At 42.5% G+C, this 14,347-nt stretch carries 10 protein-coding genes; 4 read left to right on the forward strand and 6 right to left on the reverse strand.

Annotation, left to right across the window (positions count from 1 at the left end; genetic code table 11):
* Window positions 1–8 precede the first annotated feature (8 nt).
* The gene (locus LJ658_RS18025; RefSeq protein ID WP_230547943.1) at window positions 9–1,196 is read left to right on the forward strand and encodes a VCBS repeat-containing protein; all 1,188 of its coding nucleotides are present in this window, start codon (window positions 9–11) and stop codon (window positions 1,194–1,196) included.
* 201 nt (window positions 1,197–1,397) lie between these two features.
* The gene (efp, locus tag LJ658_RS18030) at window positions 1,398–1,958 is read left to right on the forward strand and encodes an elongation factor P (RefSeq protein WP_230547944.1); all 561 of its coding nucleotides are present in this window, start codon (window positions 1,398–1,400) and stop codon (window positions 1,956–1,958) included.
* A gap of 42 nt (window positions 1,959–2,000) precedes the next feature.
* Here efp and LJ658_RS18035 read toward each other — a convergent pair whose 3' ends face one another.
* The 6 genes from LJ658_RS18035 to LJ658_RS18060 form a co-directional block, all read right to left on the reverse strand.
* A complete protein-coding gene (locus tag LJ658_RS18035) occupies window positions 2,001–3,296 on the reverse strand; it encodes a serine/threonine-protein kinase (RefSeq protein WP_230547945.1) in 1,296 nt (431 codons plus the stop codon).
* A gap of 4 nt (window positions 3,297–3,300) precedes the next feature.
* A complete protein-coding gene (locus LJ658_RS18040) occupies window positions 3,301–4,083 on the reverse strand; it encodes an FHA domain-containing protein (protein WP_230547946.1) in 783 nt (260 codons plus the stop codon).
* Window positions 4,084–4,095: 12 nt separating this feature from the next.
* On the reverse strand, window positions 4,096–8,238 hold the full coding sequence (locus LJ658_RS18045) for an FtsW/RodA/SpoVE family cell cycle protein (RefSeq protein WP_230547947.1): 4,143 nt from the start codon (window positions 8,236–8,238) through the stop codon (window positions 4,096–4,098).
* Window positions 8,238–9,668 carry a PP2C family serine/threonine-protein phosphatase gene (locus LJ658_RS18050; RefSeq protein ID WP_230547948.1) on the reverse strand — a complete coding sequence of 477 codons (1,431 nt, stop codon included), beginning with the start codon at window positions 9,666–9,668 and terminating at the stop codon, window positions 8,238–8,240. Before LJ658_RS18050 ends, LJ658_RS18045 begins: the two co-directional genes overlap by 1 nt.
* A gap of 95 nt (window positions 9,669–9,763) precedes the next feature.
* Entirely contained in the window at window positions 9,764–10,714 is a 951-nt protein-coding gene (locus tag LJ658_RS18055; protein ID WP_230547949.1) for a hypothetical protein, read from the reverse strand.
* A 111-nt stretch (window positions 10,715–10,825) separates the two neighbouring features.
* Window positions 10,826–12,160, reverse strand: a complete 1,335-nt coding sequence (locus LJ658_RS18060) for a serine/threonine-protein kinase (RefSeq protein ID WP_230547950.1) — start codon at window positions 12,158–12,160, stop codon at window positions 10,826–10,828.
* A 311-nt stretch (window positions 12,161–12,471) separates the two neighbouring features.
* On the opposite strand from LJ658_RS18060, the gene LJ658_RS18065 reads away from it, so the two are divergent.
* Entirely contained in the window at window positions 12,472–13,047 is a 576-nt protein-coding gene (locus LJ658_RS18065) for an RNA polymerase sigma-70 factor (protein ID WP_230547951.1), read from the forward strand.
* Between the two features lie 126 nt (window positions 13,048–13,173).
* Entirely contained in the window at window positions 13,174–14,307 is a 1,134-nt protein-coding gene (locus LJ658_RS18070) for a FecR family protein (protein WP_230547952.1), read from the forward strand.
* The last annotated feature ends 40 nt before the right edge of the window (window positions 14,308–14,347 follow it).

The raw sequence follows: 14,347 nt of genomic DNA on the forward strand, positions 1-14,347 counted from the left end.
ACAGTACGATGAACAGGCTTAACATTTTCTTTATACCAGCATTGATATTTACCACTACTGTAGGATATGGTCAGGTAGTTAACGCATCATTTACAAAGCATACGCTAACCAATGATTTTATTTCTGAAGGGGTAACTGTAGGGGATGTTAACCGGGATGGAAAGCTGGATATCTTAGCCGGGACCTATTGGTTTGAAGCACCTGATTGGAAACATCATGAAATTGCTCCGGGTAAAGTATATAATCCGGGTAAAGATTACAGTACATCTTTTTTAAATCAGGCTATGGATGTTAACCAGGATGGCTGGGTTGACCAGGTAATAATAGGTTTCCCGGGCACTCCTGCTGTATGGTATGAGAATCCAAAAAATAAGGGGGGGTATTGGAAAAAGCATGCAATTATGGATAATGTGGGCGTGGGCAATGAATCGCCAAACTTTGTTGATGTTAATGGTGATGGCCGTATAGATATACTTTGTGCCGATGTAAATGCCAAACAAATGGTTTGGCTGAGCCCGCCGGTTAAAAAAGGAGACACTGTCTGGACACGCTATCCAATTAGTGTGGTAAACGCGCCCGGAACGGATAAATTCTCGCACGGTCTTGGCCTTGGCGATGTAAATGGAGATGGCCGGGCCGATGTTATTATAAAAAGCGGCTGGTGGGAAGCACCGGTTAACCGGAAGCAACCTGATTGGATATTTCACCCGGCGGGATTTGGGGAAGACTGCTCTGAGATGTATGCCTATGATGTAAATGGTGATGGTTATAACGATGTGATCAGCGCATCGGCACATAGATATGGTATTTGGTGGCATGAGCAGGTTAGGGACGCCCAGGGAAATGTTACCTGGAAGCTACATGAGATCAGCAAAGCATTTTCTGAAACGCATGGGTTAGCGCTGGTGGATATGAATGGAGATGGCGCCCCTGACCTGATAACAGGTAAACGCTTTTTTGCCCACAATGATACAGATACCGATCCGGGTTCACATGAGCCTGCCGTTTTGTATTGGTTTGAATTTAAGCGGGGCAAAGATCCCTTGTGGATAGCGCACGAAATTGATAACGATTCGGGCGTAGGCCTGCATGTTGTTATACAGGATATAAATAATGATAAAAGAAAAGATATTATTATCGGGAACAAAAAAGGGGTATTCTACTTTGAAAATAAACTGCATAAAAAGAAGAGTTAATGCTGCAGTTTCGTAGTAGGTCGTTTCTTAGTGGTTGGAATGAATCGGGTTTGCCATTGGGCGGTTAGGAGCTTAACGGGTATCACTATTTTTCCGCTGTATTTTTGATGTTTTGTTCCCGGGGCTGGTTTTATTATTATTGCCGGCAAGCGGAGTTATCATAACTTAATATATCTTTGGGCTCAAAATTAAAGGATATTCATGGCAAAGGCATCTGAAATTAAAGTAGGAAATATATTACGTTATAACGGCGAACTGGTAACCGTTACTGAAGTTTTACATCGTACACCAGGTAAAGGAGGGGCTTTTTATTTAGATAAGTTTCGTAATATAAAAACCGGGAAAATTGTTGAGGCCCGGTTAGCTACTGACGAGCAGGTTGAGATTTGCCGGGTAGAGACTAATGATTTCCAATACCTTTATGAAGAGGGTGATTTTATGGTGATCATGAATAATACCACGTTTGATCAGTTTAATATTCCAAAAGCGCTGTTCGGTCCGTCTGTTAAATTTCTAAAAGAGGGAATGAACGTGATCGTTTCATTTGAAAGTGAAGAGCCTATCATGGCACAGGCGCCCAATTTCGTAGAATTAGAGATTACTTATGCCGAGCCTGCTGTTAAAGGTGATACTTCGTCAGGCGCGCTTAAATATGCGACCACCGAGAATGGCGTTGAAATAAAAGTGCCGCTTTTTGTGAATCAGGGCGATAAAGTAAAAGTAGATACCCGTACCGGAGAATATTTGGAACGCGTGAAATAAATCTCTCACAGATATTAATAGCAGGGCTGTTAAAGCGGCCGGCTAAAAAATACCCAGAAATTTTTTCCGGCGGTGCTTGCTTTTATTGATAACGGCAGTCCTTGCTTTCAATTTACGTGCTTTTGCTACACTGTCTTTTGTATAAGTAATGGCTACAGCAGTCGGGACAGGTTTATAGCGAAATATAAACGGAACATATGATGCAGTGTCCTGCGGGGCGGGTTGATAAACTACTTTTTTAGAAAAAAGGCCATAAATACTTAAACAAGCCAGTATAGCTATAACGGCAATTGCGCCATTAAACAGCGGCCTGGCTACAGGGATAGTTAATTTTTGGTTGATTTTCGCTGCTTCCTGCAGTTGTAATAGCTGCGTTTGCAGTATTTCATTTTCCGTCTTTAATACTACAATATTATTATCTGTATTCCCTGCTGAAACGCTGTTCCGCACAATGGCCTCCTGCAGATCCATGCCATTAGCAAATCGGTTCTCAGGTAATTTTTCAAGGCATTTATAAATAATATTTAAAAGCCAGACCGGTACCTGCAACTCGTGCTCTTTTTGCGCGTCGCTCCAGGTTGGGGGTAAATTTTGTTGCCTTTTCGCCAACAGATCAGGAACGGGCGCCTCCATGTGTGAAATCATTACCGTATTACGCGCTGTTTCGCCATTATCCTGCAGTGGAAAAGGGACCGTACCGGCCAGTAATTCATAAAGTACTACACCATAACCATAGATATCCGTCTGGAACAGCATTTTACCTTCGTTCTGTTCCGGTGCCATAAACTCTATAGCGCCTGCGTGGCGCATACTGCTGCGACGCTCCTCGTCTGACATGATCGATAAGCCAAAATCCAGCAAAACATAGTTTCCGGTGTGCACATTAAATTTAACGTTATTGCTTTTAATGTCACCATGTTTAACACCTACTTTATGGCAATGTGCTAGCGCGCCGGCTAATTGATCGGCCAGTTTTATAGTTTCTTTAATGGTGAATATTTTTTCGTGCGGCTCGGCAAGCAATTCGGCCAGGTCCGGGCCTTCTATAAATTCCATTTCGATGAATGGCAACGAGCCGCTTTCGGTAATACCCGAGCTTAATATTTTAACGACATTAGGATTGGCAACTTCATTAACCTTTTTTAGCTTTTCTACTTCATTGATGAAATTCCGGTAGTTTTTATCGTCAAGGCTTTCATTGGCGATAGGTGTAGGTAAAAGTTTTACTGCGCTTAAAATAGGGCCAATGCGCCGGCCTTTATACACAGAGCCCTGCCCACCAGTGCGTAACGCCCCCATGTTCTCTAGCCCATCCATTATCGTAAACACCTTGCTCATTATCTTACTTACCCTTTTTATAACTAAATTCTATTACGGCTGTTTCGCCCAAAATTATCTGGTCTCCCTCTGCTAACTGGTGTCCTATTTGGCTCGAATGCAGTTTCACCAGGCTATCCATAGCTGCCGAACGTATTTTTACTTTATTTCCCGGCGGGATACCGCCTTCGTCGGCAAAAAGCATAAAACAGCCCTTTTCATTGTTCCACTCGATATGTGCGTGCTGCCTGCTAACATACTTGTTATGATCATTGTTAATATCACCCGGAAAAGCAATGTGGTTAGTTCTGAAGAAACCACCTTCTACCTGTGCTTTTTTTTCGCGCCCGATGTTTAGCTTGCCATCGTCAGATTTAATATGATAAACCGCTTTTTCTGCTTCACCGTTTAATACCCTGATATAAGCAGATCCGGAGCGTTGGATAACATGGTCCCTGGTGCGGATAAATATGGCCGCACTGATATCATCAAGTTTAACGGCTTCTGCCGGAAATGGCTCGTTAAAATTAACTTCTAACACCCACGAGTCGGGAAGGCCGATATCAAAATCGTCGGCGATCCGTTGTACCTCATCTTTGAATTTATCGGGTTCATCCTGGTACACCGCCGCTTCGTACATATGCTTGTCCGTACCGCTTGTATCTATAAAAAGATTAATCCCTCTAATGTTGCGTCCTTCCCCTCCTTCCGATTTTTGCAAATTTTCTTTTATGCCCCGTAACAAGGCGTCACGCACGCCTTTTACATCGTTAGGACCATCGTTACTTTGGCTGAATATTTTGAACATTCTCTGTTAATTTTAATTTGATGTCGCTGTGTCCGGTCCTTTAACAGGCAGATCATCACTTTGCTCTTTACCGGCAGTGTTTATATTTTCTTCTTTAGCAGGTACTATACTCTTGATATATCCCTTTTTTATAAGGAATGGGATAACATGCCTGCCTGCCAGGTGTACCGCATCTGCAGATCCCTTGGTTGATTCTATCCTGATACATACCACAATATTACCCCCGCCTCTGGCCATTGGCGCAAAAAACACGTACCACCCATCGTTAATGCCATTCTTCTTCCAGATACGCTCAGGCGTTCCGGTTTTACCCGCTACGCTTAAGCCTAATATAGGCGCCTTTGGCGCGCTTTGCTCTATCATATATTTGGTTATCAGCGCGGTATATTGCGGATCATTAGCCAATTTAATACTGCCTTTAACCGGTTGCTCCGTGCCACTTACCCTTAACACAAAACGATTAGCTACAAGATCCCCATGGTTGGCCACACCGGATACTAATCTGGCAACGGCAGCCGGGGTGGCTATCAATTCGCCCTGGCCCCACGCCATGCCTGAGATGCCTTTGGCACGCGTACGGCGTATATTATTAGGATCGTATCGCGGTTTAGTGTTAAATTCTGTTTTACGCCAAAGCTCGCGCCATTTTTCTTCCTGTACAGCATTGTCAGGCTGCTTTCCATAAAAGTACCCGCCTACTCCATGCAAAAACATCCCGGTCTTTAAATACAAAGTAGCCATATCTTCCTGCAGTTGTTCCTGATTAGCTAACTTAATAAAGTACACATTGTTTGATTTAGCTACCGCTCTTTCCAAAGTGATCACACCGGTTTCGTCGGGTTCTATTCCTTTGGTACGAATACGTTCCCAGCTGGCTACATTAAACTTTTTATTGGCAGCAGCTAAACCCAGCTTGTTGAAAGATGCCATTGTTGTAAGTACTTTGGCTGTCGATCCGGGTTGCGTAGCATAAGTAAAGCCAAGGTCGCTGGTTGTTAGCCATTGCGATAGCTTATTTTGCTCATTTAACGGCATCGTTAACTGATCCCAGTTGTGCACAGGTGGTAATGGATATACAGCCGATGCAAGGACGTCACCGGTTGACGGTTGCATAATTACTACAGAAACCCGGTTATCGTATAACGAGGTATCTGTCGCGATGGATTTCTGTATTTTTGTTTGCAGATCGGCATCTACGGTTAGCTGTACATCCCGGTTCCGGTTTTTAAATTCAGCCACTTCAGTGCTGTTAATTCCGGCTATAAGCAATGGAACCAATGCGCTGTAATCTTTTTTACTTACAGACATTTCCTTTACGCCACGTGGTAAAAACCGGTCCTCTTTAAACCGGCTGGCGTGGGTATTATAGCTGGCAACCGGCATCTTAAATCCACGCAGTTCTGCAGCATGTTCATATTCGGCAAAATAACCATTGGTGCTGCCATTAAACACGCCGCTATTAGCATCGCCCACCCAAAAAAAAGTTTGCTCTTCAAAAGGATAATAACGCGTTAGCCGCTTATGCATAGCCGAATCAAGATTATAGCTCTGAATCCCCGAAGAATCTAAAAGCCGTCGCTGTTTTTGAATAAGCTTCGGATCACTGGTCGCCAGTATACGGCCCCCTCTGTCATATAAAGTACCGGCCTGCAGTTTATTCATTAATACGGCAATGCGAGGGTTATAACTAAACATGCGTGCGCCGCTTTTGTCTGCTACCAATGCTGGCTTTACTATCCATTTGGCATTGTTAAACAAATAGCGCGATACGTTTACTGTAAGTAATAATATCCCGATACAGGCTACTGCCAATGCAGGCACCAGGTTCCTGTCTTGTTGTTTGGTAATAAAGTTCATTTGTACAGCCGTGCCTTTCACCCTTGATGCCGACAATAAAAAACCGGCGGCTAAAAAGTTGGCAACCAGCGATGAACCACCATAGCTTTCAAACGGAAGCGAGACACCTGATAGGGGTAATGCCCCCGTTGAACCACCGGCTATCAATAAAAATTGCACAAAGGTGCAAATACCGATACCGGCACATAAATAAAACAGGAAAGGCGTGCCCGTTTGCCTGCCAATTATAATGGACCGGTGGAGGTATAGTAAAAATATAAGGAATATACATACGATACCCGTCCACCCAAACTCTTCGCCGATAGACGGTAAAATCATGTCGGTATGGGCTTCGGGGATAGTCTTGGCAAATCCCTCGCCAACTCCCTGCCCGGTAATGCCGCCACTGGCCATGGCCCAAAGACCATTGGCAACCTGGTCGCCGCCGTAAACTTCATTATCCCAGGCATCCTGCCATATAGCCTTTCTGTCCACCAGCCTTTGTACAGGTCCGGGTATCAGCTTGTCGAGATGCGGTACTTTGTCGATAGTTAAAAAACCGGCTATAATAATGAGCGCCATGATGGCCGACTCGCTCAATTGTTTTCTTTTGAATACTGTCACCGCTACCAGCATGACAACTGTCGCCAATGCCGAAAGCCAGACACTCTTAAATATCCAGGTAACCAATACATAAAAAATAACAGACCCGGCCATGAACAAGAAATCGCCCCGCGAAAACGAGAACAAAATGATAAACGTAAAACATATTACCATTGCCGGTCCCAGATCTCCAAGGATAAGAAACAGAAACAGCGTGATACCGATAGCTATAACGGCAAAGGAAAAGAAGGAGAACCGCTTTTTAAAGCTGGCATATTCACTTATAAAGCGCTCATTGGCTGCAAAAAAGCCGGCTAAAAAAATGATCACCAAATATTTTACTATTTCGCTTGGCTGAAAGCCAAACAGATTTACCTTAACGCCGCTACCCTCGGGCCCCGACCCAAAACGTATGGTCAATGCCAACAAGCTTATAGCGATAATGATCCATGGCCAACCGTTACCCGCTTTACGGTTGTTTTTAAAGATCAATAGTCTATACAAAGTAGAATCGGCTGTAAAACGACGCAGGTTAAACAACAGCATAATCACCATTGCAGCAAATCCCATCGCCAGGTAAACTAAGGAGTCCTTAGCCAAAAAACGATCACGCAAAGGATCCTGCAGGCTTAGCAGCGTAAGAAAAGACAGGCCGGTAAGGACCATTATAAATGGCAGGATCAATTGATCGGCTGTATTAAACTTCCAGCTTAAAAGTAAATGCGCTACAGTAAAGCAGCCAAAAAAACAACCGATTATGACAAAAAACCACAAGTTGAATTCTGCCGGCGTGCGTATTATAAATGACTTTTCTTTTTTCAGGATGTTAAAATCACGATTCGATAACAGCCTGATAGTATGTGGCGCCCGGTTAAAGTTAAAAGTCTCGTCTTCGTCCAAACTCTCGGTACCCGCTGACCGGCCAAACTGATAGCCCGGCTGTAACGGCAGAACTTCAAAGGCTTTACCCGCGGGCAGATTTTTAAAAGTATAGCGGCCATGCTCGTCTGTCCGGGCAAAGGCTATCAGCGATTGCAGGTGCCGCTGCTTTTGTTCATCAAATACATATTGTCTCTTAAAGCCGGTTCCTTTTTCGGTTTTAGTAATCACCTGGTCCGTTTCTTCGTCATTATAGGTGCTGTCCTGAGGCAATATTAGTTGCAGCCGTAATAAGACTCCTGCAACAGGCACTTTTTTGGCTAATACCTGTCCGGATATTGAGCCACCGGCTAAGCCGACATCCGTAACGGCTGGTAAAACAGGAGGGTTGGTTCGTTCCTGTACAAACCGTAATGAATCATCGCCGGTATATCCCAGTAAGGAGCGTGATACGACAACACGTTGCTGGAACGACTTGCCACCCATACTCATGGCGGTATCGGCGTTGACGTCGTACTTCTTTTTGTTTAGTTCACCAATGTTTTCAAACTTGCTGCCGGTGGTTATTCTTTCTGCGATAATTTTTTCAATAAGGTCGACGTCACGTTTATCATCAAAATAATAGCCACGCTCGAGTAAAGTCCTGATATTCTTCGCCGGGTTTTTGGCGTTTAGATTTACCATTGTGCCGTCCTGCAGGCGTTTGGCCACGTCGGTGAAGTTCTTTTGTTCTATATAAAAAAGGCGGCCAAACAGCAACAGTAATACCAATGCTATCAACGACAAGAATAACCGTTCTTTTGTTCTGTTAACCGGCGTTATAATTTCCTGATCCATTATTTATGCGTTACAGGTAAGGTGTCTGCTTTAAAGGATTGGATGCCACCGTTGATATATTTGTTGTCAGCAAAAGCAAATAGATGTTGAACCGAAATAGCGCAATTGTCAAACCGTACATTTTTTAAAAGCAGGGCGTTATTGTATGTGACGATAGCTGTTTTGAAATTTTTAATGTTTAAACTATCTAATAATACCAACTTACATTGCTGATCAATGTTAAATGCAGCACCTGTATATCCGGTATCACTAAGCAGTTCAATTTTTCCCCGGGTTTTAATAAATAAAGTATCCTTTTTTATTTGGATGGCCCGGCTAATGTGTATAGGGGAAGTAAAGACAGAATCAGAAAGCAAAAGCACATTCCCTTTTAGGCTATTTATGGCAGTTTGCAATTTAATCTCCCCGGCGCTTAATGGCCTGACGATATCAGGTGTTACCGTTGCGACAACAGTCGTGGTATGTTTATTCTGCACGTATTGCCAAATGGTGGTCCCTAAAAACAAAAGCACCAAAAAGCTTAATATCGTACTTAACAGGAAGTTGTTTTTCGACGGGAGAGGGGCTGTCTGCGTTTCGGGTATTATTTGCGGTTTTGGTTTTGCCGGAGATGAAGCTATGTTTGGTTGCTCATTTTTTTTTTGACCTGCCATTGGCATAGTAGCATCGTGTTTTAAAGTTTGCTTATTATTTTGAACCAGTACTACGGTAATATTGTCCTTACCGCCACGTTGATTAGCCGCATTTATAAGGTCCTTACATTTGTCTTTCAAAGATTTGTCGGTGGTGATAATTGCAGTGATCCCTGCTTTGTCAATCATATCAGTCAAACCATCACTGCAAAGTAATAGCATATCGCCGGGTAAAAAGGGTGATTGCCCGGTTTCAATATAATCGCTATCCCTGGCAAGGTTGGCTTCAAACCCCAGCGCTTTATTAATTTCGTTACGCTTTGGATGGGCCATAGCTTCTCCTTCGGTTACACGGCCCGATTCTTCTAAAAATCCCACAAAGGATTGGTCATGGGATATTTTGATTAAGGAAGCATCGCGTAAAAGATACAAGCGTGTATCACCCACATGGGCGTAATAAAATTGATTGTGTTCGATGTCTGCCAGGGCAAGGGTGGCAACACAAGCCATGCTATCGTGTTCTTTTACCTGATTTTTTTCGTCAAGAATTTTTTGGTTCGCGAGGTTAAAGCAATCGATCATTATAGGGATGATCTCGCCTGTAGGTTTGTCCAGTCGTCGCAATATCGCTTCGCGGGCCAATGCTGCTGCAACTTCGCCGCCCGAGTAACCGCCAACCCCGTCAATAACACAGGCAATAACAAACTTATTGCCGGCGCCCACCTGTGCAATAAAAGTGTCTTCATTATTGGTTCTTTCCTTACCGGTATCTGTTAGCCCGTAAAACTGATCAGCCATTGTTTCTTCCTGAGTTTTTGATATCTAAAAAATGGGTAGTTAATAATATAACCACAATAACTAGTAAGCCTGCCGATAGCACCTGTGACATAGGTTTATGATTTAAAGATATTAATACCTACAATACCATTAAGCAATATTTTTGAGTTTACCGGAAGCTCTACCCATGATGGGGAATTGATATCGCTTTTCTCCACCTCATTTTCATTTAAAATGGTGCGCTCGCCAAATGATGCCAAATAAAATTTTCCATCCGATTTGTTGAACCTGATTTGCAGGTGTGGGGTATTTACCCATTCGGTTGGTATTTTAAAAATGTTCGAATCTTCCCGTGTTTCTTCGTCGCCGGATACCACGATCTCGTCGTCCTTCATTATGTACTCAACCTTTTTGCCGGCAAATTGCTTTTCAGGTAATACGGTTTCAAAGCGCGCGAAACTTTTCTTTCTATCATCGGCCGGCGCTTCTTCATCGTATTCAAGGTCTTCAATATAGGGTAATTCATAATATCCCTCACTGTAATAGTTAAATCCTTTCAAGACATCTTGGCTCACGTCAAATGTTTGCGCTATACCTGTTTGACGCGGAATAAAAGTCACCCGTAAATTTTCTTCCTTTTTTACAGTTCCCGGTAAGAGTTTGCCAATGAACCCAATATCACCACGTGCGTAATCGGGATGAGATACTAAACGGAATACCCATTTTGAGCTGGATGGCACTACTGTTTTGCCTGTAACCCGGTACTGCTTTAACTGTTCATAGAATTTTTTTACCGTTTCGTTTACGATAAGGCCAAATATGCCCTGTTTATTATTCATGAATTCCTGATAATCATCAGGATTAAAACTAATAATATACTCGTGGTAAAATACTACCCGGTCGGCAAATGATAGCTGACGGATAGAATCATTGAACTTATCAATTACGTAATTGTAAACATCATCGGGCGTAAGTGATTGTTGTTTTTTTGAGCTGCCGGTATTTTCGCTGGTTAAAAACCAGTCCTGTAGCCCAATGCGTTGCCAGATAGAAGTCTTAGGATCCATGTAATAGTATACGAGTTTAATGTAGTGTAAATCAGATTTATTAACAGCGCTAACCCCGCAGATGTTTTAAACTAATCATTATAATAAATATGCCCGCTGTTCCAGTCACTGCTAGTTTTTTGGTTCTGTATCAGAAGTATCTACCACTGTGCTGTCCGGTTCATACGGATTTTTTTTATTAGACTTCTCCAATTCCTCTCTTACCGTAGCTTTCATAATGGAGTCGGTAAGCCGCTTTTTTTCGCGGTACAAGGCGTGGGCTTTGTTTACTGTGGCAATACTATCTGCTGTATTGACACTATCTGAGACTGGGTGTATAGCTGTTCCGGTTTGCCCGGCTGGTTTGTTAAATAATAAATAAGCCGTATAGCCCATAAAACCCATCAGTAATAGTATAAGGCAGGTAAATACCGGCTTAGACATTTGGATCATGTTGTTGCTTCCAGCTGATCCGCCTGTAATTCCTGGATCAGCAACCTCCCGGGCCTGTTCTTTTATAGTATCGTTATCAATTTTGGCGGGAGCCTCAAATTTTATATCAGCAATGCTGTTTTGGATAATAGCCTCGTGCAGCTCCATGCCGTTGGCAAACCGGTTGTCCGGCGATTTTTCCAGGCATTTGTAAGTTAATTTTAACAGCCATTGGGGCACATTCATTTCCTGGTCACGCTGTTTTTTTGACCAGCCGGTGGGAAGATTTTGCTTTCTCAGATTTAAAATATCCGGCACCTTAGCCTCCATATGGGCTAACATTACATTGTTCCGGGCGGTTTCGCCGTTATCTTCCAACGGAAAGGGGACAACCCCGGCTAATAGCTCAAATAAAATAACCCCATAGCTATACACATCAGTTTGTGTCAGCATTTTACCTTCATTTTGTTCCGGAGCCATAAATTCAATAGCTCCGGCATGTCGCATACTGCTACGGCGATCTTCATCAGACATTATGGACAACCCAAAATCCAATAAAACATAGTTGCCCGAATGGATGTTGAACTTTATGTTATTGCTTTTAATATCGCCATGCTTAACACCAACTTTATGGCAGTGAGCGAGGGCGCAAGCCAGTTGATCGGCTAATTTAATAACATCCTTAAGTGTGAATATTTTATCGTTAGGAGGGGCCAGTAAATCGCCCAGATCCGGTCCTTCAATAAATTCCATCTCGATAAAAGGGAACGAACCGCTTTCGGTAATACCGGAGTTTAATATTTTTACTACGTTAGGATTGGGGACTTCATTAACTTTTTTTAGTTTATCAACCTCATTCAAAAAATTCCGATAGTTTTTATCTTCCTCGCTTTCAGAATGTATCGGCGTAGGCAAGATCTTAACCGCGGTAATTATAGGCCCAATTCTGCGGCCTTTATATACCGATCCCTGTCCGCCCGTTCGCAATGCGCCCATATTTTCCAGGCCGTCGGTTATTGTAAATACTTTGCTCATCCGTTACAGGCTTAATTTTCCTTAACGGCTAACAAATAAATCCAGGTTTAGTTTATTTCTTAACAACAAAGTGTAAATGTGACAAGGCAAACGTGAAATAAAGAAGTTAATCAGTTGCTGTAATGGTCTGATGCTTTGTTTTACATGAGTGAAACCTAATCCCGGGATGTGAGTTTCTGAATTTTCCGTAATTACCCGTCGCCGAAATTATTGGAAGAATGGCAATGTTTAAATTTCATCAACCAATATCAGGCATTGAAATGCAGTCGCTATCTTTAATGTTAATTTATCGTTATATTTGTTATAACTTTATGATCACTTATAGCGGGCTTTCGGACAGGGAATTAGCAGATCTTTTAAGGATTGGTGATGATGCCGCGTTTAAGGTGATCTATCAAAAATATTGGGGTAAACTTTTGGTTGTTGCCGGAAGGCGCCTAAATGATATAGAGGAAGCGGAAGAGGCTGTACAGGACATTTTCCTGAACTTATGGAAACGACGGGAGTCTTTTAATTTAAAAATAGGTTTCGATAATTATTTTGCTGTCGCGATTAAATTCGAAGTGATTAACCGGTTGGCTAAAAGAGCCAGGGAAAGTCAACGAAATAACGCTTTTGCAGAAACACTTGCCGGACAGCAAAAAAACGCTTTTGAGCGTTTTGATTTTGACATGCTTCAAAAGCAGCTGGAACATACCATTAGTTCATTGCCGCCCAAATGTCAGTTAATATTTCGAATGAGCCGTGAAAAGGGAGAGACCAATAAAAAAATAGCGTTAGAATTGCAAATCTCTGAAAAGGCCGTTGAAAAACACATTACCCATGCGCTTAAAATACTAAAAACGCGTTTTCGGGTACTTTTCGCTCTTCTTATTTTTTTTATTTAACTCATTCTGCGGTTCCGTGGCATGATTTTCCCGGTTTCATTATTTTTTTAACTAATTTAAAAATTATTTGCAAAAAATGGTAGGGTATTCCCGTTTTAATTTGGCTATATATAAAAAGCGTAATACATGAACGAGTTAAACCCACCAGAACGGATCAACTTAATAGCCGTAAAATGGCAGGACGGAACCATTACCGATCTAGAAAAGAAAGAATTCGAGGAATGGTATGCTGATTTTGAGGATGTACTTGAAATAAATTCGGATGAATCACATGAGGAAGCAGAGCGCAGGTTATACAACCTCATCGTCAAAAGAGGGAATATCGGCCCAAAGCGCACATCTAAATGGCCGCGGATAGCGGTAGCGGCATCTATATTGTTTGCTCTGGGAATTGGGGGGTATTATATAGATAAACAGGATCAGCAGCAATTTGCTCAAATACAAATTAAGAATGATATTGCTCCGGGCGGCAACAAAGCTATTTTGACTTTAGCCAATGGGCAGCATATTGTATTAACAAGTGCAAAAAATGGGCAACTGGCTTTGCAGGGAAACACTGAGATAACCAAGACCGCTGACGGCGACATCGTTTATAAACAGGCAGGCGGGCAATCTGCGACTCTATCAACCTCAGTTTATAATACTGTAAGTACCCCAATAGGTGGTCAATACCACTTAACTTTAGCAGATGGGACGAATGTTTGGTTAGATGCTGCCTCTTCCATAAAATACCCAACAGCTTTTACCGGCGCCGAACGTAAGGTAGAAATTACCGGCGAGGCGTACTTTGAGGTAGCACACAATGCCGCTAAACCTTTCCGCGTTCAGTCCAATAACCAGCTTGTTGAGGTGTTGGGTACCCATTTCAACATTAACTCTTATGCAGATGAAAATGAAACCAAGACTACGCTGTTGGAAGGATCTGTTAAAGTAACCGGATTAAATGGTTTTAAGTTCATTAAACCAGGGCAGCAAGCTGTTTTGAAAGGCAATAACTTAAATGTTGCTGAAGCGGATGTGGAGGAAGCAGTGGCCTGGAAATATGGCTATTTCCGTTTTAATGATGAAAAAATCAGTAGTGTAATGCGTAAGCTTTCACGCTGGTATAATATCGAGGTGGTTTTTGAAGGGAATCCGTCAGACGAGGGATTCAACGGCAAAATATCCCGCTACAAGAATATAAGTCAGGCTTTAAAAATGCTTGAGAAAACAAAGGCTGTTCATTTTAAAGTAGAAGGAAGGAGGGTGACCGTTATATAGCAAATTTTACTAACTGAAGGTTATACCCAAAAAAAACCAT

This window comes from Mucilaginibacter sp. UR6-11 (assembly GCF_020880695.1).
Classification (GTDB): domain Bacteria; phylum Bacteroidota; class Bacteroidia; order Sphingobacteriales; family Sphingobacteriaceae; genus Mucilaginibacter.